General features: G+C 58.3%; 19 protein-coding genes. 17 read left to right on the top strand and 2 right to left on the bottom strand.

The genetic code is table 11. The features are described from left to right. Positions 1-4 precede the first annotated feature (4 nt). The 10 genes from EDC30_RS01910 to EDC30_RS01865 all read left to right on the top strand — a co-directional run bounded on the left by EDC30_RS01910 (position 5) and on the right by EDC30_RS01865 (position 9,071). Entirely contained in the window at positions 5-784 is a 780-nt protein-coding gene (locus tag EDC30_RS01910; protein WP_132256735.1) for a sulfite exporter TauE/SafE family protein, read from the top strand. A gap of 14 nt (positions 785-798) precedes the next feature. Then, positions 799-3,300, top strand: a complete 2,502-nt coding sequence (locus tag EDC30_RS01905) for a heavy metal translocating P-type ATPase (RefSeq protein ID WP_132257235.1) — start codon at positions 799-801, stop codon at positions 3,298-3,300. A gap of 9 nt (positions 3,301-3,309) precedes the next feature. Next, on the top strand, positions 3,310-3,501 hold the full coding sequence (ccoS, locus tag EDC30_RS01900) for a cbb3-type cytochrome oxidase assembly protein CcoS (RefSeq protein WP_132256733.1): 192 nt from the start codon (positions 3,310-3,312) through the stop codon (positions 3,499-3,501). 119 nt (positions 3,502-3,620) lie between these two features. Continuing rightward, entirely contained in the window at positions 3,621-5,075 is a 1,455-nt protein-coding gene (gene ccoN / locus EDC30_RS01895; RefSeq protein WP_132256732.1) for a cytochrome-c oxidase, cbb3-type subunit I, read from the top strand. A 15-nt stretch (positions 5,076-5,090) separates the two neighbouring features. Beyond that, entirely contained in the window at positions 5,091-5,705 is a 615-nt protein-coding gene (ccoO, locus tag EDC30_RS01890; RefSeq protein WP_132256730.1) for a cytochrome-c oxidase, cbb3-type subunit II, read from the top strand. 3 nt (positions 5,706-5,708) lie between these two features. Continuing rightward, entirely contained in the window at positions 5,709-5,912 is a 204-nt protein-coding gene (locus EDC30_RS01885) for a cbb3-type cytochrome oxidase subunit 3 (protein ID WP_132256729.1), read from the top strand. Next, the gene (gene ccoP / locus EDC30_RS01880) at positions 5,905-6,840 is read left to right on the top strand and encodes a cytochrome-c oxidase, cbb3-type subunit III (protein ID WP_132256727.1); all 936 of its coding nucleotides are present in this window, start codon (positions 5,905-5,907) and stop codon (positions 6,838-6,840) included. The genes EDC30_RS01885 and ccoP overlap by 8 nt, the downstream gene beginning before the upstream one ends. Positions 6,841-6,849: 9 nt before the next feature. Further along, positions 6,850-8,250 (top strand): cytochrome c oxidase accessory protein CcoG, encoded by a 1,401-nt coding sequence (gene ccoG / locus EDC30_RS01875; RefSeq protein ID WP_132256725.1) that lies wholly within the window; start codon positions 6,850-6,852, stop codon positions 8,248-8,250. 18 nt (positions 8,251-8,268) lie between these two features. After that, the gene (locus EDC30_RS01870) at positions 8,269-8,826 is read left to right on the top strand and encodes a FixH family protein (RefSeq protein WP_243656613.1); all 558 of its coding nucleotides are present in this window, start codon (positions 8,269-8,271) and stop codon (positions 8,824-8,826) included. 2 nt (positions 8,827-8,828) lie between these two features. Beyond that, a complete protein-coding gene (locus EDC30_RS01865) occupies positions 8,829-9,071 on the top strand; it encodes a hypothetical protein (RefSeq protein WP_165973696.1) in 243 nt (80 codons plus the stop codon). 47 nt (positions 9,072-9,118) lie between these two features. On the opposite strand, the gene fnr is transcribed toward EDC30_RS01865, so the two are convergent. Next, complete coding sequence (gene fnr, locus EDC30_RS01860; RefSeq protein WP_132256724.1) at positions 9,119-9,877, bottom strand: fumarate/nitrate reduction transcriptional regulator Fnr; 759 nt, start codon at positions 9,875-9,877, stop codon at positions 9,119-9,121. Between the two features lie 481 nt (positions 9,878-10,358). Beyond that, the gene (locus EDC30_RS19570; protein WP_207907193.1) at positions 10,359-10,592 is read right to left on the bottom strand and encodes a M20/M25/M40 family metallo-hydrolase; all 234 of its coding nucleotides are present in this window, start codon (positions 10,590-10,592) and stop codon (positions 10,359-10,361) included. 404 nt (positions 10,593-10,996) lie between these two features. Here EDC30_RS19570 and EDC30_RS01850 point away from each other — a divergent pair, with 404 nt between their 5' ends. Genes EDC30_RS01850 through EDC30_RS01820 form a run of 7 tightly spaced genes read left to right on the top strand, consistent with a single transcriptional unit; the run spans position 10,997 to position 18,161 of the window. Beyond that, positions 10,997-12,676 carry a glycosyltransferase family 39 protein gene (locus EDC30_RS01850; RefSeq protein ID WP_132256722.1) on the top strand — a complete coding sequence of 560 codons (1,680 nt, stop codon included), beginning with the start codon at positions 10,997-10,999 and terminating at the stop codon, positions 12,674-12,676. Then, positions 12,673-13,044 (top strand): EamA family transporter, encoded by a 372-nt coding sequence (locus tag EDC30_RS01845; RefSeq protein ID WP_132256721.1) that lies wholly within the window; start codon positions 12,673-12,675, stop codon positions 13,042-13,044. The genes EDC30_RS01850 and EDC30_RS01845 overlap by 4 nt, the downstream gene beginning before the upstream one ends. A gap of 21 nt (positions 13,045-13,065) precedes the next feature. After that, positions 13,066-14,205 carry a DegT/DnrJ/EryC1/StrS family aminotransferase gene (locus tag EDC30_RS01840; protein WP_132256719.1) on the top strand — a complete coding sequence of 380 codons (1,140 nt, stop codon included), beginning with the start codon at positions 13,066-13,068 and terminating at the stop codon, positions 14,203-14,205. Next, complete coding sequence (locus EDC30_RS01835; RefSeq protein ID WP_132256718.1) at positions 14,202-15,182, top strand: glycosyltransferase; 981 nt, start codon at positions 14,202-14,204, stop codon at positions 15,180-15,182. Before EDC30_RS01840 ends, EDC30_RS01835 begins: the two co-directional genes overlap by 4 nt. Continuing rightward, on the top strand, positions 15,182-16,135 hold the full coding sequence (locus EDC30_RS01830; RefSeq protein ID WP_132256716.1) for a formyltransferase: 954 nt from the start codon (positions 15,182-15,184) through the stop codon (positions 16,133-16,135). The genes EDC30_RS01835 and EDC30_RS01830 overlap by 1 nt, the downstream gene beginning before the upstream one ends. Continuing rightward, a complete protein-coding gene (locus tag EDC30_RS01825) occupies positions 16,132-17,187 on the top strand; it encodes a bifunctional UDP-4-keto-pentose/UDP-xylose synthase (RefSeq protein WP_132256714.1) in 1,056 nt (351 codons plus the stop codon). The genes EDC30_RS01830 and EDC30_RS01825 overlap by 4 nt, the downstream gene beginning before the upstream one ends. Next, a complete protein-coding gene (locus EDC30_RS01820) occupies positions 17,187-18,161 on the top strand; it encodes a polysaccharide deacetylase family protein (RefSeq protein WP_132256712.1) in 975 nt (324 codons plus the stop codon). Before EDC30_RS01825 ends, EDC30_RS01820 begins: the two co-directional genes overlap by 1 nt. Positions 18,162-18,215: the final 54 nt, after the last annotated feature.

The raw sequence follows: 18,215 nt of genomic DNA, 5'->3' as shown, positions 1-18,215 counted from the left end.
ATCGATGAGCGGAATCAGCCTGCTGCCGGTATTCGTGATCGGACTCCTTGGAGGCATCCATTGCATCGGCATGTGCGGAGGGATCGTCAGCGCGTTTTCCATGGCCGGCGGCCAGAGAAGAACCATTCCCATCGCGGTCGCTCATTCGCCCCAGAGCGCATCAAGCGCGGCCCTGGACAAGACCGCGCGTGTCCTGTCCTACAACCTAGGCCGGATCGGCACTTACGCCATCCTTGGCGCCATCGGCGGCGGCCTGGCCGGCAGCGGACGCGCCTTCGTCAATCTTGCCGCCGTGGAGACGGTCGGCTATTGGCTGGCGAACTTCATGCTGATCCTCTTGGGGCTGCACCTGATGAGTACCAACAGCGTGCTGTTGGTGCTGGAACGCGGAGGCCAGGTGCTCTGGCGGCGAATTCAGCCTGCCACCCGTTATTTCCTGCCGATGGATACGCCGCTGAAAGCGGTCGCGCTGGGCAGCCTGTGGGGCATGGTCCCTTGCGGCATGGTCTATAGCGTCTTGTTGACGGCGATGCTGAGCGGTTCCGCTACTTCCGGTGCGGCAGTCATGCTGGCATTCGGCCTTGGAACCCTGCCGGTATTGCTTGGCGCGGGCTTGCTTGGCGCAAGCTTGCAATCCTGGACGCCCGACCGCAAGGTCCGCCGCATCGGCGGCGCCATCGTATTGATATTCGGCGTGCTAGGCCTAATTCGCGCAGCCAACGGGCTTTCATTGGGATGGCTCGATTCGTTTTGTGTCACTCCCGTGCATGGAGGTCTGTTGTGAGCGCCGCGCAGGCCATGCCAGCCTTCGGAGCCGTGCTATCGGCCGTGCAGGAAGGTTGCTTCCATTGCGGCTTGCCGATTCCTGCCGGAGCAGACTGGTCAGTGACCATCGATCATGTCGCGCGGCCAATGTGTTGCCCGGGCTGCGAATCGGTTGCGCAAGCCATCGTAGCCAATGGCCTCGATGATTATTACCGCACCCGTACAGGCTTTGCCGATACGGCGGATCGCGAGGCGCTGGTTCCCGAGCAATTGCGCCTGTACGATGCATCCACCGACGAAGCGCCCGACGATGCCGAGACGATCGAAGCAAGCTTCACCCTGGAGGGCATTCGCTGCGCGGCCTGTGTCTGGCTCATCGAAAGACGCCTGGCCGCGGTTCCCGGCTTGCTGCAGGCGGATGTCAACGTCGCCACCGAGCGCCTTCACGTGCGCTGGGCCGTCGGCGCCTGCCAGGCCAGCGATATCCTGCAGGCTTTGCAGAGCATCGGCTATCGCGCCTATCCGTATGACGCCAAGCGGCATGAAGAATATTTAAGGACGGCGGAGAAAACGCTGTTCCGGCGCCTCTTCATCGCCGGCCTGGCGATGATGCAGGTCATGATGTACGCCTTTCCGGCTTATACCGCCACCGACGGCACGCTCGATGCCGACATGGATGCGCTGATGCGCTGGGCGAGCCTGCTGATGACCATTCCCGCCGTGCTGTATTCAGCCTTGCCGTTCTATCAGGGGGCGTGGGCGAATCTGCGCCAGAAGGCGCTCGGCATGGACGTGCCCATCGCTCTCGGGATTGTCGCGGCGTTTGCCGGCAGCCTCGATGCGACCTGGCGCAACACGGGCGATGTGTATTACGACTCGGTGACGATGTTCATCTTCCTGTTGTTATGCAGCCGCTATGTCGAACTGCTGGCACGGCGCAAGGCGGCGTCGGCCTTGCAGAAAATGCAGCATGCCTTGCCAGCGTCGGCGCTATTGCTGAAGAATTATCCCGCTGACCGCGCTTCTGAACTGGTGCCTGCTGGCTTGCTGAAGCAGGGCGATGTCATCCTGGTCCGTCCGGGCGATGCCATCGCCGCAGACGGCACGCTGATCGAAGGGCAGACATCTATCGATTTGTCGCTGCTGACGGGTGAAAGTCAGCCGGTTGGCAAGACTGTCGGCGACGCCGTTCCAGGTGGGGCCGTGAATGCCGCCCAGCCGATGCTGCTGCGCGTGGATAAGCCGGTTAAAGAGAGCACCATGGCTGCATTGCTCAGCCTGATCGAACAGGCAGGGCAGGGCAAGCCGCAGCTGGCGCTGTGGGCCGACAAGGTATCGGCCTGGTTCGTCGCCGGATTGCTGCTGCTGGCGGCGGGCGTGTTTGTCGCATGGCAGATCATCGACCCGTCACGTGCCTGGCCGATCGCAATCGCTGTTTTGGTCGTCTCCTGCCCATGCGCCTTGTCGCTCGCGACGCCGACAGCGCTGGCGGCGGCAACCGACCGGCTGCTGCGCCATGGCGTCCTGATCACGCACGGCCACGTCCTCGAAACGCTGCACCGGGTAAGCCATGTCGTGTTCGACAAGACCGGCACGCTCACCTACGGCAAACCCGTCGTTCAGAAAATGCAATTATTGGGCAGCGCATCCCGCGAAGATTGCTCGCGCATCGCTTCGGCCCTGGAATCCGCGAATGCGCATCCTCTCGCCCAGGCCATTCTGCGCTATGGAAGCAACGACACGAATAGCCTGCAGTGCGAACAGGTGGAATACGTGGCGGGGCAGGGTGTCGCCGGCCGCATCGGCAATGCGGATTATCGAATCGGTAATGCGCAATTCGTGAGCGGGATGGCGGGAGCGCTGCCCGAATCATCCGAACAATCCGGCATGACTTCGGTTTATCTCGGCACGCAAGGCAACTGGCTGGCGCGCTTCGATATTTCCGATGAAATCCGGCCGGATGCGCAACAGGTCATTCGTACATTCACCCGATTAGGCAAGAAAGTGATTCTGCTGAGCGGCGACCGCCAGTCCGCAGCCGACCGGGTCGGCCGCCTGCTTGGCATCGATACGGTATATGGCGACAAATTGCCGCAGCAGAAACTGGACGTGGTGCGCCAGCTGCAGGAGCAGAAGCAGGGTGCCATCGTGGCCATGGTCGGTGATGGCATCAACGACGCCGCGGTCTTGCGTGCCGCCGATGTATCCTTTGCCATGGCTTCCGGCGCCGCGCTCGCGCAAACCCATGCCGACGCCGTGGTGACATCCGAACATCTGTCGACGATTGCCGATACCGCCCTGGTGGCAGCGCGGACCATGGCAGTGGTACGGCAAAATCTCGGCTGGGCGAGCCTGTATAATGTGATCGCGATTCCGGCCGCCGCCGTCGGATGGCTGAATCCCTGGGTATCGGCGATCGGCATGTCCGTGAGCTCCGCGATTGTCGTGCTCAATGCATTACGATTACGGCACATAAAACTGCAGGCAGCCTCGATGACGAGCTTGCCCAAACAGGTCAGACCGGCGCCAGTTTAATAAATTGACATGGAATCCCTCTACATCCTGATCCCGCTGAGTATCCTGCTCGTCTTTCTGGCGATCTGGGTATTTTTCCGCATGTCGGACAGCGGCCAGTTCGATGACATGGTCGGTCCGGCGCTGAAGGTATTGCAGGATGACGACCGCAATGCCGAGCCGGTTCGTACCGATTCCACCTCGCGTAATACCAACATCTAAGCCCTTCAACTGTTGTGTGCCTAGCAGTTCCGTTTTGGGACATTTTGATTCATATCAAGGTTTTTTGAAGTTCTCCCACGTAATCTTCTTCCCATCGTCAATGTGTCAGGGGAAAGTTCGTGGATACGCAACTCAACTACAACTATAAGGTCGTCAAGCAATTTGCCATTGCGACCGTGGTGTGGGGTGTGGTCGGCATGCTGGTCGGGGTGTTCATCGCCGCCCAGCTCGCCTGGCCGGCACTCAATTTCGATATTGCCTGGTTAAGTTACGGCCGTTTGCGGCCGTTGCATACCAATGCCGTGATCTTCGCGTTCGGCGGCTGCGCACTGTTCGCCACTTCTTATTACGTCGTCCAGCGTACCAGCCAGGTGCGCCTGTTCTCCGACGGCCTGGCTGCCTTCACTTTCTGGGGCTGGCAACTGGTCATCGTCGCCGCGGCCATCACGCTGCCGATGGGTTACACGCAAGGCAAGGAATACGCCGAACTGGAATGGCCGATCGACTTGCTGATCGCCGTAGTCTGGGTCTCGTATGCCGTCGTCTTCTTCGGCACGCTATGGAAGCGTAAAGTCCCGCACATCTATGTCGCCAACTGGTTCTTCGGCGGCTTCATCCTTGCCGTGGCGCTTCTGCATATCGTCAACAGCATGGCCATGCCTGCGTCGATGACCAAATCCTATTCGGCCTATTCGGGCGTGCAGGATGCGATGATCCAGTGGTGGTACGGCCATAACGCCGTGGGCTTTTTCCTCACCGCCGGCTTCCTCGGCATGATGTATTACTTCATCCCGAAGCAGGCCGAAAAGCCCGTGTACTCGTATCGCCTGTCGATTGTGCACTTCTGGGCGCTGATCTTCACCTACATGTGGGCGGGTCCGCATCACCTGCATTACACCGCCTTGCCCGACTGGGCGCAGTCCGTCGGCATGGTGTTCTCGCTGATCCTGCTGGCGCCGAGCTGGGGCGGCATGATCAACGGCATGATGACCCTGTCGGGCGCCTGGCACAAGCTGCGCGACGATCCGATCCTGAAATTCCTGATCGTTTCGCTGTCCTTCTATGGCATGGCGACCTTCGAAGGCCCGATGATGTCGATTAAGACCGTCAACGCGCTGTCGCACTACACCGACTGGACTGTCGGCCACGTCCACGCCGGCGCGCTCGGCTGGGTCGGCTTCATCACGATGGGCTCGATCTACTACCTGCTGCCGCGCCTGGCCGGCAAGCAGCAAATGTGGAGCAAGCGCCTGATCGAGCTGCACTTCTGGGTCGCGACCATCGGCATCGTTCTCTATATCGCCTCGATGTGGATCGCCGGTGTGATGCAAGGCCTGATGTGGCGCGCAGTGAACAGCGACGGCACCTTGACCTATTCCTTCGTCGAATCGGTGAAGGCAACCTATCCGTACTATGTCATTCGCCTGGCCGGCGGCCTCCTGTACCTCTCCGGCATGGTGCTCATGGCAGTCAACACGGTGATGACCCTGCGCGGCAGCCTGCCGGCCAATACCCGTATCCCGGCACTCGCACCCGCAGCCTCGGCGCATGCGACGGCAGCTGCACACGTCTGAATCTAGGAGCAAGCAATGAAATTCAAACATGAATGGATCGAGAAAAACCCCTTGCTGCTGATCGTCCTGGTCGTCCTGGTGGTCAGCGTCGGCGGCTTGACTGAAATCGTGCCACTGTTCTTCCAGCGCTCGACCACCGAGCCGGTAGCGGGGCTGAAGCCGTATTCGGCGCTGCGCCTGACCGGCCGCGACATCTATGTCCGCGAAGGCTGCTACAACTGCCACTCGCAGATGATCCGCCCGTTCCGCGCCGAGACCGAGCGTTATGGTCACTACTCGGTGGCGGGCGAGTCGGTCTACGACCGTCCCTTCCAGTGGGGTTCCAAGCGCACCGGTCCGGATCTGGCGCGCGTCGGCGGCCGCTACAGCGACGAATGGCATCGCGCCCACCTGAACAATCCGCGCGACGTGGTGCCGGAATCGAACATGCCGAGCTACTCCTGGCTCGCCACTACCAAGCTGGCCACCAATGACATCGTGCCGAAGATGCGCGCGCTGCAGCGCCTGGGCACGCCGTATTCGGAAGCAGAAATCGCCGAAGCGCCCAAAGCGCTCGAAGGCAAGACCGAACAGGATGCGCTGATCGCCTACCTGCAAGGTCTGGGCACGCAAATCAAGGCCAAGAGGTAAGCCATGTCACTGGAGAATTTTTTCATCGATACGCGCAGCGTAATCACGACCGTCAGCTTCATCACTTTCGTCGGCATCATCGTGTGGACTTACCTGCTGCATCGCGCTTCGGATTTCAACGAAGCCGCCATGCTGCCGTTCGCCGACGAACAGGCCGACTCGCAGGTCGATTCGAAAACATCAAGCACGGAGAATCAACATGGCTGACTTCACAAGCGGCTTCTGGGACATTTACATCGTCTTTCTGACCCTGGCCGGCATTATCGGCTGCGGCATCCTGCTGTGGGCGCAGTCCAGGGTCAAGATCGAAGTCAAGGTCGACGCCAATGGCCAGACCGAGAGCACGGGCCACAGCTGGGATGAAGGCCTGACCGAGCTGAACAACCCCATGCCGCGCTGGTGGATGTGGCTGTTCTATATCACCATCGTGTTCGCGCTGGTCTATCTCGTCCTGTATCCGGGCCTGGGCAGCTATGCCGGCAAGCTCGGCTGGAAATCAACCGGCCAATACCAGGAAGAGCTGAAGAAGGCTGATGCCGAATACGGTCCGCTGTTCGACAAGTTCGCCAAGCAGGATCTCAAGGCCGTCGCCGCCGACCCGCAGGCCCAAGCCATCGGCGAACGCCTGTTCATGACCTACTGCGCCCAATGCCACGGCTCGGACGCCCGCGGCAGCAAGGGTTATCCGAACCTGAGCGACAAGGACTGGCTGTACGGCGGCAATCCCGAGACCATCAAGGAAACCATCCTGAACGGCCGCCACGGCATGATGCCGCCTATGGCCGAGGCGCTCGGTTCCGACCAGGATGTTGAAAACGTCGCGCATTACGTGCGCAGCTTGTCAGGCCTGACCCATGATCCGATCAAGTCGACGCTGGGCAAGCCGAAATTTGCCACCTGCGCGGCATGCCACGGCGCCGATGCGAAGGGCACGCAAGCACTGGGCGCGCCGAACCTGACGGACAAGATATGGCTGCATGGCGGCAGCCAGCAAGCCATTACAGAAACCATCCGCAAGGGACGCGACAGCACCATGCCGGCATTCCAGGAGTTCCTGGGCGATGCCAAGGTCCATGTCCTGGCCGCTTACATCTGGAGTTTATCGAACGTTCCCGCCGAGGCTGGAACCCGGTAAAGACGCATCATGAACAATACAGCACCCCAACCACAAGTTTCCGTCATCAAGATGTACGCCGCGCGTGAAGAGATCTACGCGCGCGAGGTAAAAGGACGCTACGCCAGCCTGCGCTGGGCATGCGTCTGGATTACCCAGCTTGTTTTTTACGGATTGCCATGGCTTTCCTGGAACGGGCGGCAGGCGGTGCTGTTTGATCTGGCGTCACGTAAGTTCTATCTGTTCGGCCTAGTGCTGTGGCCGCAGGATTTCGTCTATCTTGCGGCGCTGCTCATTATCTCCGCCTACCTGTTGTTTCTGGCGACGGCAGTAGCGGGTAGGGTCTGGTGCGGCTTCGCCTGCCCACAAACGGTCTACACGGAAGTCTTCATGTGGATTGAGCGGAAATTCGAAGGCGATCGCAGCACCCGCATGCGGCTCGACAGGCAGCCGTGGTCGGTGCAGAAATTTCTGCGCAAGTTCGGCAAGCATCTGGCCTGGGGCGCGGTGGCGCTGTGGACCGGCTTCACCTTCGTCGGCTATTTCACGCCGATCCAGACCCTGCTGAAATCGGTGGCATCGCTCGGCCTCGGGCCGTGGGAATGGTTCTGGGTGCTGTTCTACGGCTTTGCCACTTACGGCAACGCCGGCTGGCTGCGCGAGCAGGTATGCCGCTACATGTGCCCGTATGCGCGCTTCCAGAGCTCCATGTTCGATCCGGACACGCTCATCATCACCTATGACGAGAAGCGTGGCGAGCCCCGCAGCGCCTACGTCAAGCAAAAGCAGACGCAAGGGCAGGGCGATTGCATCGATTGCACCATGTGCGTCCAGGTCTGCCCGGCCGGCATCGATATCCGCAAGGGCTTGCAGTACGAATGCATCGGTTGCGCGGCCTGCGTCGACGCCTGCAATAATGTGATGGACAAGATCGGCAAGCCACGCGGACTGATTCGCTACGCTACTGAAAATGGCATGCGTGACCGGCTCAGCACAGCAGCGATGCGCAAGCGCGTGTTGCGGCCGCGCGTGCTGATCTACAGTGGCATCCTGCTCGCCATTGTGGCAGTATTTCTCGGCACGCTAGTCACGCGCACGCCGCTGAAGATGGATGTGATCCGCGATCGCGGCGCCATGGCGCGAGAGGTGGAAGACGGCGCGATCGAGAACGTGTATCGCCTGCAGATCATGAATACCGAAGAAGTTCCGCACCGTTATCGAATTTCCGCAAGCGGGATCGAAGGGATCACCATCGCATCGGCGCCTGAGGTGATGCTGGAAGCGACCGCTTCACGCGCCGTGCCCGTGCGGATACGGGTCCCGGAGGGCAAGGGCGCGCCGGGTTCCAACAAGATCTCTATCGAGTTGAAGGCGGTCGACGACGAGCGTCTTCAGGTGCAGGAAAAAGCGGCATTTTTCATACCGCGCTAATTTGACGGGGACATAACAATGCAAACATCCACACCGCATTTCAATTCAATGCCGACAAGCGCCCCCTGGTACAAGCATAAATGGCCCTGGCTGCTCATGCTCGGTCCGGGCGTAGTCGTGGTCGGCGGCGCGTTCACGATCTGGCTGGCAGTAAAAACTCCGGATGCGCTGGTGGTCGATGACTACTATAAGCAGGGCAAGGCAATCAACCAGGACCTTAAACGTGACCGCGTCGCGGCGGCTCGAGGACTGGAACTGGGAATGCGATATGCCCCGGCGGCCGGCAAGTTGGCTGGCCAGCTCAAGGCCAAGAATGGTCCCGTGACCGAGCGCGTCCGTATTCAGCTTATCCATTCCACCCAACCGGGCAAGGACATGCATATGGTCGTTCAGCCGGATGCCAACGGCGCCTTTACTCTAGACTTGCCGATGCTTGAAACCGCGCGCTGGCAAGTCATGGTGGAAAGCATGGACCGTCAATGGCGCCTGAATGGCGAATGGGCATGGCCGCGCGAGCGCGAGATCCTGGTCAAGTCCGACGTTCAGGCGCTTGATCAACACCCGGCAGGAGAGTAGGGGTGTTGCGCCTGGCTCTGGTCATTTTATGGCCCTCGTTCCTCTCCGCGATTGTCGCGGAAGGCCTCTTCTTTTCTTATTTCGACCCGCATGAACTGGGCATGCTCGATGCCGGCGTCGAGCTGCCCGCGATTGCCGTATATACGATCGGTTTTTTCTGCTTCTGGGTTTTCTGCGCGATCGCCAGTGGCCTGACGTACTACCTGCAATCAACTTCCAGCGGCAGTGTGACCGGAAAAAGCTAGCGGAAAGAGCTAGAGCACCTATCGGATCAAGGGTGCTCTGGTATGAATCAGGAACAGGTCGCGGTCCCGGCAGCGATGGCCTTGAGGCGCTCCGGCGCGAGGATTTCCACCTCGCGGTTGCTGACGCGCAGCCAGCCACCCTTCTTGAACTTGGAAATCAGCCGGCTGATGCTTTCGATTGTCAGGCCCAGGTAATTGCCGATTTCCTCGCGCGACATGCGCAGCTGGAATGTGGTGGATGAGTACCCGCGCGTCTGGTAGCGGGAGGCGAGATTAACCAGGAATGCCGCGAATTTCTGTTCCGCCCGCATATTGCCGAGCAAAAGCATGACATTCTGTTCACGCGTAATTTCCTGGCTCATGATCCGGTGAAAATGCCGCAGCAGGTTCGGGATATGGCCGAACAAGTCTTCCAGCTGCCTGAACGGGATTTCGCAAACCTCACTGTCTTCGAGTGCCATGGCATCGCACTGGTGGCGTTCGGTGCTGATGGCATCCATGCCGAGCAATTCGCCAGCCATTTGGAAGCCGGTGATCTGGCGTTCGCCATTGGCGTTGACCTGATACGTCTTGAAATGACCGAAGCGGATCGCATAGAGCATGTTGAACGGATCATCCATGCGGTAGAGGATTTCATCCTTGGCAATACGCCGGCGTCGACCGATGATCTGGTCGAGCCGTTGCATATCCGTCTCATCCAATCCCATCGGCAGGCAAAGCTGATGCAGGCTGCAACTGGCGCAGTTGGCGCGAAGGCTGTCTAGTGAAACCAGGGGGGTGCTGTTGCAGGAGGAAGTCTGGGTCATGTGCGGTTATGGCTTGCGGCTCGTTTGGCGACGATAGGTGGAATTGTACACGGCAATAATTCTTTTTACGTGTGGCTGCGCATAGCGGGTATGCGATTACGCTGCTGGACATTATATGTAGGAATTTACCTAGGTCTGGAATTTTGCGGTTAGGTAGAAACGTGGCGTTGAATAAGAGAATAAGAGAATGAAACATCCAACTAATTATTCGCATAATTTATATTATGTCAAATATGATTTTTGTGGTGATTCAGGAAAAAAATAGCACTACCTCTATGCTCTGCGGAGTGCGCAATAGGCAGATTCCATCCGCGCCTAATGGCCACCAAGCACAGGCCGACGTAGAGGCCTGCGGCGGAAGTGATGGTTCCAGGGCGACCACCGATGCTGCTGTCCGGTCCAGCTATGACGTGCTGCCCGAGTACAACATCCGGACTGGGAAAGCGGTCGAACAATCCGTCATCAATCATGGCGCAGACGCCTACAGCAGTTCTTCGCCTGGTTGAAAGACCACCATCGCCGTGCCATGCCAGGCGTCGCGCGCCTGCCCGACGAGCCAGGCAACATGGATGTCGTGGCCGCATGCGTGCATGACCAGAACCATTTTGCCGTCACGGTCTGTAGCCGTGACAACGCTTGCATAAGGAAGCCCCGTCATTTCCTCGACGGGCAGCGCGCCCATATCATCGCGCAACCCGCCCTCATCGCGGAACATCTTATTGACGCGCCCGTCTGACTCGGCACCATCAACATGACCGCCCTGTCTGCCCAACCTTCAATTGTTCCCGCGCACGCGACTAGGGTAGAAAGACAACACCTGTCCCTCCCGCCCTAAAGGCCGATTCAGTCGCTGTCACGCCATGTACGATTCGAAGAACCAGCCTCCCTTCCCTTCAAAGAGTTTCAATCGACGATTTTCAAACGGTTTAGAACAAATTTTTCCTACATCCTCATCCAGATAACCCAGCACTTTGAACATTGGATGAGTGGCATCAATAACTTGCATCGACAGTCAAACGATATTCATGCATCCGCATGCGGATACTTTCCGTCTATTTTCCTATGTAATTAATGGCGACCAAACCATTCTCAACCAGGATCAATGGCACCAAGGAAGGTATGACAAGCACATCGCTGCCGTACTTTAAGGCGATTATTGGCTTTCTTTTTATAATGTTCTGCTTGGTCTGGCTATACGCCTTGGAGGCGCGTACCCTGGTTCCGTCCGATGAAGGCCGCTATGCTGAAATGGCCCGTGAAATGGCGCGCACCAACGACTTCATTACACTTCGGCTGAACGGCATCAAGTATTTTGAAAAGCCCCCACTCCAGACTTGGCTCAATGCGTTGACGTTCAAGGCTTTTAGCCTGGGCGAATGGCAAGCCCGACTATGGACCGGACTGTGCGGATTGTTCACTATTGCAATGGTCGTTTATACCGGGCGCCGGATTTTCAATGTGCGCACCGGTCTTATCGCCGGAGTGGTGCTTGGATCCAGCATTTACTGGTCAGTTTCCAGTCATGTCAATTCGCTCGACATGGGGCTGGCGACAACAATGACGCTGGCGCTATGTGCTTTCCTGCTGTCACAACATGACGGCACCCATCCGCGCGTGCAGCGTAACTGGATCCTGCTGTGCTGGGCCGGTATGGCCTTGGCGGTGTTATCGAAAGGCTTGATTGGCATTGTGCTACCCGGCGCAGTGCTGATTCTCTATATGCTGCTGCAACACGACCGCAATCTATGGCGACATTTGCATATCGGCAAAGGCCTACTTCTGTTTCTTGTCATCGCAGCACCCTGGTTCGTGCTGGTGTCGATCAAAAATCCGGAATTCCCACATTTTTTCTTCATTCATGAACACTTCCAGCGTTTCACCAGCACGGTGCACCACCGGGAGGGAAGCTGGTATTACTTCATCCCGCTTCTGTTAGTTGGTATCACCCCTTGGCTGGGCACACTTGGTCAATCTCTTTGGCATGGCTGGCGGCTTGCGCCTACCCGCTTTCAGCCGCTCAGGTTGCTGTTGATCTGGAGCGGTTTCATCTTTGTTTTTTTCAGTCTGTCCAGTTCCAAGCTACCCGGCTATATCCTGCCGATCATTCCGGCGCTCGCGCTGCTGATCGCGCACTACCTTGATCGCACCTCGTTCAAATCTCTGGCGTGGACGGCAGGCTTGTTCAGCTTGTGCTGCGCGCTCGGGCTGGGGTTCGCCTGGAAGGTGCCGGCGCTGGCCAAAAATGCCTATGAACTGCCTTTGTATCAGCAAAATGCCGCATGGGTCGCAGCGGCAACAGCTGCCGGCCTGGCGGGCGGCCTGCTCGCCATATGGCTGGCGCGCCGCCGGCACGACTGGGCGGTCTTGGCGCTGGCAGCCGGCGGCTTTCTCTGCGGGCAGCTTCTCCTGATCGGCCATGAACCGCTCGGACGCTATAAGGCCGGCATCATGCATGTACCGGCAATCCAGGCGGCATTGGCGCCGGACACCCCGCTCTATGCCGTCGGCCTGTATGAACAGGCGCTGCCGTTCTACCTGCAACGGACCATGACGCTGGTCGAATACGCCGATGAAATGGCTTTCGGCCTGGAGCAGGAACCTTACTTGTGGCTGCCGAGCCGAGATACCTTCATCGCCCGATGGAATGCGGACCATGCTGATGGGAAGGCGGCAGTCGCGATCCTGCGGCCGGACATCTATATCGACATGCGAAACAAAGAGGTCCCGATGCATATCATCGGGCAAGACCCGCGTCGCGTTATCGTCACCAACTACATTACGACTCCAGGTCGGCCATGACTACATCTACCTTTGGATTCATTCTGGCAGGCATCTTCCTGAACGCGCTGGCGCAACTGTTGCTCAAGGCCGGCACCAATGCGATCGGTTCGATCCATCTCAGCGCGGATAACTGGCTTTCCACCGGCGCCATGGTAGCCACCCAGTGGCCGGTGATTGCCGGTCTGGCGTGCTATGTGATGTCGGTAGTGGTGTGGATCATCGGCCTGTCGCGCATCGACGTCACCATTGCTTACCCAATGCTATCGCTGGGATATGTCATCAATGCAGTGGGCGCCTGGTACTTCCTCGGAGAAGCAGTATCGCCTCAGCGCTTGCTCGCCATCGGCGTCATCATCATCGGCGTCCTCTTGCTAGTTCGCAGTTAGTTCCATTTAAAAATATCCTCCATGACTGTACCCTACTTACCATTTGCAAAACCGGCGATCGATGAAGCCACTATCGCAGGGGTAGTGGAAGTATTGCGCAACGGCTGGCTTACAGGCGGCCCCAAGGTGCGCCAATTCGAAGAAAAGCTTTCGGACTATTTCGGCGGCCGGCCGGTACGCACGTTTAATTCCGGCACTGGCACGATGGAGATCGCCTTGCGCATCGCTGGCATTGGCGCCGGCGATGAAGTGGTCACCACGCCGATCTCCTGGGTGGCCACTGCCAACGTCATCCTGACCGTTGGCGCCACACCGGTGTTCGTCGATATCGATCTCGCTACGCGAAATATCGATCTCGGCTTGATCGAGGCTGCGATAACGCCGCGCACCCGCGCCATCATGCCGGTCTTTCTGGCCGGCCTGCCTATGGACATGGATAAGTTGTATGCCATTGCGAAAAGGCATCAACTGCGCGTGATTGAAGATGCGGCCCAGGCATTTGGCTCCAGCTGGAAAAGAAACCCCCTCGGAAGCTTCGGCGACCTGGTGTCGTTCAGTTTTCAGGCCAACAAGAACATCACGACCGGCGAAGGCGGCTGCCTAGTACTGAACACTGCCGAAGAGGCGTTCCTTGCTGAACAATATCGGCTGCAAGGCGTCATCCGCAGCGGCTTTGATGGCATGGAAGTCAATGTCCTGGGCGGCAAGTTCAATATGAGTGACATTGCCGCCGCCATCGGTATCGGTCAACTGGCCCAACTGGAAGCCCTTAACAGGACAAGACTCGCCCTGGCGCGCCACTATTTTTCAGTTTTTGGGGAACATTTTGAAGCGCAGTACGATGTCCGTCTGCCACCTGCCAATTTTACCGACTCCAACTGGCACATGTTCCAAATTGTGCTTCCCGAGACAATAAGGCGGACAGATTTCATTGCAGCCATGAAGGAAAGAGAAATCGGCGTTGGCGTCCACTATCCCCCAATACACTTGTTTGCGCTGTACCGCCGGCTTGGCTTCCGGGAGGGGATGTTTCCGGTTGCCGAACGCATCGGACGACAAATCGTGACGCTCCCGCTTTTTTCGACGATGACCGAGCAGGATATCGATCGCGTCGTCGATGCAGTCAAATCAATTCTCGACGATAAGATGCGACTCAAATGAATCCCGAAATTTCCATCGTCATTCCAGTCTATAACGAAGAAGCCGGCTTGGCCAAGCTGTTTGCGCGGCTGTATCCGGCGCTGCAGGAATTGGGCAAATCGTATGAAATCCTGTTCATCAACGATGGCAGCAGCGACCGCTCCGCCACCATGCTTGCCGAACAGTTTCGTCGACGCCCCGACGTGACGCGTGTGATCTTATTCAATGGTAACTACGGCCAGCACATGGCGATCCTTGCCGGCTTCATGGAAGCGCGTGGCGATATCATAGTCACGCTGGATGCCGACTTGCAGAATCCACCGGAAGAGATTGGCAAGCTGCTGGCAAAAATGGCCGAGGGCTACGACTATGTCGGCTCTATCCGGCGCGAACGCCACGATACTGCCTGGCGCGCCTGGGCATCACGCCTGAACAATTATCTGCGTGAAAAAATCACCCATGTCCGGATGACCGACCAGGGCAACATGCTGCGCGCCTATAGCCGCGCGGTCGTCGACCTGATCAACCAGTGCACTGAAGTCAACACCTTCGTTCCTGCGCTGGCCTATACATTTGCCCAGCATCCGGCCGAGATTGAAGTCGAACATGAAGCGCGCGCTGCAGGAAAAACCAAGTATTCGCTGTACAGCCTGATTCGCCTGAACTTTGATCTGGTCACCGGCTTTTCTATGGTGCCGTTGCAATTCCTGTCGCTGCTTGGCGTGGTGCTTGCGTTTTTTTCCGCCATGCTGTTTATCGTGCTCATGGTGCGGCGCTTTGCGCTGGGAGCAGAAGTGCAAGGTATCTTCACCTTGTTCGCGATCGAATTTTTCCTGATGGGAGTACTCCTGTTCGGCATCGGCGTGGTAGGCGAGTATATCGGCCGCATCTACCAGCAGGTGCGTGGCCGTCCACGTTACGTGGTGAAGGCCATACTGGAGAATAATCATGAACAGCAGTCGCCCGCAGTGCGATCGCTGATACAGCGGGAGCAATGATGCGCGCGGTCGTATTCGCCTATCACAATGTCGGCGTGCGCTGCCTGCAGGTCTTGCTGGCGCGCGGCGTCGAAGTCGCGCTGGTGGTCACGCATACCGACAATCCGGCCGAAGCGATCTGGTTCGATTCGGTGGCAGCCTTTTGCGATGAACGCGGCATTGCCTGCATTATGCCGAGCGATCCTGCGGGACCCGAGCTGTTCGCCAAAGTGCGTGCAGCTGCACCGGATTACCTGTTCAGCTTTTACTACCGGCACATGCTGCCCGCCACCATGCTGGCACTGGCGCCGCGTGGCGCCTTTAACATGCATGGCTCCCTGCTGCCCCGCTATCGTGGCCGCGCGCCCGTGAACTGGGCAATACTGCATGGCGAAGCCGAAACCGGCGCCACGCTCCATGAAATGACCGCCCTGCCGGATGCCGGCGCGATCATTGCGCAAGTCCCGGTGCCGATCCTGCCCGACGATACCGCCCATGAGGTATTCGGCAAGGTCACGGTCGCCGCCGAGCAAGCGCTGTGGCAAGTGTTGCCGGCACTGCTGGCCGGTCGCGCGCCGCGGATCCGCAATGACCTGGCCTGTGGCAGCTATTTTGGTGGCCGCACACCGGCCGATGGTCGTATCGACTGGCACCGTCCGGCGCAAGTGATCTACAACCTGCATCGGGCCGTCGCCCCGCCCTACCCAGGCGCCTGGACCGTGATCGGTAAAGAAACTTACACAATCGGCAAGGCTCGGCTGGAAGCTCAGGCCGCACATGCTCTGGCTCCCGGCCTGGAGCCAGGCCTGGCCGTAGTGGATGGCCGGATTCTCGGCATCGGCGGTGATGGCCACGCCCTGCATATCCACGCGTTGCTGAACCGCGGTCAAGTGATATCGCCAATCGATTTTCAACATGCGCTGGCAACGTGCCCTGCGTTGCAAAAGTCAGCCAGACAAGGAGCAATGCTATGAAAAAAATACTGATACTTGGCGTAAATGGCTTTATCGGTCATCACCTGTCCAAGCGCATCCTGGAAACAACGGACTGGGCGGTGTATGGAATGGATATCGAAGACAACCGCATCCGCGATCTGCTTGAAAATCCGCTGTATTGCAATCGCATGCATTTTTCCGAAGGCGATATCACGATCAACAAGGAATGGGTCGAATATCATGTCAAAAAATGCGACGTGGTGCTGCCCTTGGTTGCGATCGCCACACCAGCCACTTATGTCAAGGAGCCGCTGCGCGTATTCGAACTCGACTTTGAAGCTAACTTACCTATCGTGCGCGCTGCGGCCAGGTATCACAAGCACCTGGTGTTTCCTTCGACCTCGGAAGTGTATGGCATGTGTCATGACGACGAGTTCGATGCCGAACACTCTGAACTGGTGTATGGCCCCATCAACAAGCCGCGCTGGATCTATGCCTGTGCCAAACAGTTGATGGACCGGGTGATCTGGGGCTACGGCATGAAAGAAGACCTGAATTTCACCTTGTTTCGCCCTTTCAACTGGATCGGTGCCGGCCTCGATTCGATCCAGACCTCGAAAGAAGGCAGCTCCCGCGTGGTCACCCAGTTTTTCGGCCATATCCTGCGTGGAGAGGATATCTTGCTGGTCGATGGTGGCCATCAGAAACGTACTTTCACGTACATTGACGATGGCATCAGCGCGCTGATGAAAATTATTGAAAACAGGAATGGCATTGCCAACGGAAAAATATACAATATCGGCAATCCGGCCAATTGCCACTCCATCCGCGAACTGGCAGGCATGATGCTGCACCTGGCCAGTGATTATCAGGAATATGCAGCCTCGGCAAGGCGCGTGCAGCTGGTCGATTCCAGCGCCAACGCCTACTACGGCTCCGGCTATCAGGACGTGCAGTTCCGCCTGCCGAAGATCGACAATACCCACTCGGAACTTGACTGGACGCCGGTCACGGGCATGCAAGAGTCGCTGCGGCATATTTACGACGCCTACCGCGACCAGGTTGCCGCCGCCCGGGCATTGATCGACTGATGGCGCTGCTGGCACTGAAAATCGATGTCGATACCTACCGTGGCACCGTAGACGGCGTGCCTCGCCTGGTCCGGCTGCTGCAAAAGTATGGCGCCCGCGCCAGCTTCCTGTTTTCGCTCGGCCCCGACCATACCGGCTGGGCCTTAAGGCGCGCGCTGCGCCCGGGCTTTTTGAAAAAAGTGGCGCGCACTTCCGTGCTTGAACATTACGGCATCAAAACCTTGTTGTACGGCGTGCTGCTGCCAGCGCCTGATATCGGCAAGGCCTGTGCAGCGCAGATGCGCGCCGTCAAGGATGCCGGTTTTGAATGCGGCATCCATACCTGGGACCATGTGCTCTGGCAAGACCACGTGCGCCAACGGGACGCCGTCTGGACCATTGGCCAGATGCAAAAATCGGTAGCTCGCTTCACCCAGATTTTTGGCGCGGCACCGCCTACCCATGGTGCCGCCGGCTGGCAAATGAATGCCCAAGCTTTTGCACATCTCGATGACCTCGGCATCCGCTACGCATCCGACAGCCGCTGCCGGCTGGCGGAAAATGGCACGCTGGTCGATATCGAAGCCGGGCCTCATAGGCTGAGCGTAGCCGGCAAGACGCTGAATTGCGTACAGTTGCCCACCACGCTGCCGACCCTGGATGAATTGCTCGGGCGCCGTATTGATGGCGTTCTGGTCGATGCATCCAACGTCACCGGAAGAATACTCGCGCTCACGGCAGCACTGCGCGACCATGTATTTACCCTGCATGCGGAGCTGGAAGGCCAAAAACTGGCTGGCGCATTCGAAGACTTGCTGAAAGGATGGCTGTCGCAAGGATATGAACTGGTATCGATGGCCGAATACTATAAAAAAATCAGCCAGCTGGTATTGCCGACCTTTCCGCTTTCTTGGGGAGAAATCCCTGGTCGCGCAGGCCAACTGGTGGTGCAGGCAGAGAGCCGCTTACAAACCGCCGCAACGGTCCCAGACTAGTATTGGCGGACGCGAGTACCGACGACCATGTGGCAGTATCCGGACATATCGCAG

The organism is Paucimonas lemoignei, assembly GCF_004342585.1.
Lineage (GTDB): Bacteria > Pseudomonadota > Gammaproteobacteria > Burkholderiales > Burkholderiaceae_D > Paucimonas > Paucimonas lemoignei.
The sequence above is the reverse complement of the archived record's forward strand: the minus strand, read 5'-3'. Positions and strand labels throughout refer to the sequence as shown.

Excerpts from the sequence above, each read along its gene's own strand:
- EDC30_RS01910 (WP_132256735.1), top strand. The coding sequence starts at position 5 with ATGAGCGGAATCAGCCTGCTGCCGGTATTCGTGATCGGACTCCTTGGA.
- EDC30_RS01905 (WP_132257235.1), top strand. The coding sequence starts at position 799 with ATGCCAGCCTTCGGAGCCGTGCTATCGGCCGTGCAGGAAGGTTGCTTC.
- ccoS (WP_132256733.1), top strand. The coding sequence starts at position 3,310 with ATGGAATCCCTCTACATCCTGATCCCGCTGAGTATCCTGCTCGTCTTT.
- ccoO (WP_132256730.1), top strand. The coding sequence starts at position 5,091 with ATGAAATTCAAACATGAATGGATCGAGAAAAACCCCTTGCTGCTGATC.
- EDC30_RS01885 (WP_132256729.1), top strand. The coding sequence starts at position 5,709 with ATGTCACTGGAGAATTTTTTCATCGATACGCGCAGCGTAATCACGACC.
- ccoP (WP_132256727.1), top strand. The coding sequence starts at position 5,905 with ATGGCTGACTTCACAAGCGGCTTCTGGGACATTTACATCGTCTTTCTG.
- ccoG (WP_132256725.1), top strand. The coding sequence starts at position 6,850 with ATGAACAATACAGCACCCCAACCACAAGTTTCCGTCATCAAGATGTAC.
- EDC30_RS01870 (WP_243656613.1), top strand. The coding sequence starts at position 8,269 with ATGCAAACATCCACACCGCATTTCAATTCAATGCCGACAAGCGCCCCC.
- fnr (WP_132256724.1), bottom strand. The coding sequence starts at position 9,877 with ATGACCCAGACTTCCTCCTGCAACAGCACCCCCCTGGTTTCACTAGAC.
- EDC30_RS19570 (WP_207907193.1), bottom strand. The coding sequence starts at position 10,592 with ATGTTCCGCGATGAGGGCGGGTTGCGCGATGATATGGGCGCGCTGCCC.
- EDC30_RS01850 (WP_132256722.1), top strand. The coding sequence starts at position 10,997 with ATGACAAGCACATCGCTGCCGTACTTTAAGGCGATTATTGGCTTTCTT.
- EDC30_RS01845 (WP_132256721.1), top strand. The coding sequence starts at position 12,673 with ATGACTACATCTACCTTTGGATTCATTCTGGCAGGCATCTTCCTGAAC.
- EDC30_RS01840 (WP_132256719.1), top strand. The coding sequence starts at position 13,066 with ATGACTGTACCCTACTTACCATTTGCAAAACCGGCGATCGATGAAGCC.
- EDC30_RS01835 (WP_132256718.1), top strand. The coding sequence starts at position 14,202 with ATGAATCCCGAAATTTCCATCGTCATTCCAGTCTATAACGAAGAAGCC.
- EDC30_RS01830 (WP_132256716.1), top strand. The coding sequence starts at position 15,182 with ATGCGCGCGGTCGTATTCGCCTATCACAATGTCGGCGTGCGCTGCCTG.
- EDC30_RS01825 (WP_132256714.1), top strand. The coding sequence starts at position 16,132 with ATGAAAAAAATACTGATACTTGGCGTAAATGGCTTTATCGGTCATCAC.
- EDC30_RS01820 (WP_132256712.1), top strand. The coding sequence starts at position 17,187 with ATGGCGCTGCTGGCACTGAAAATCGATGTCGATACCTACCGTGGCACC.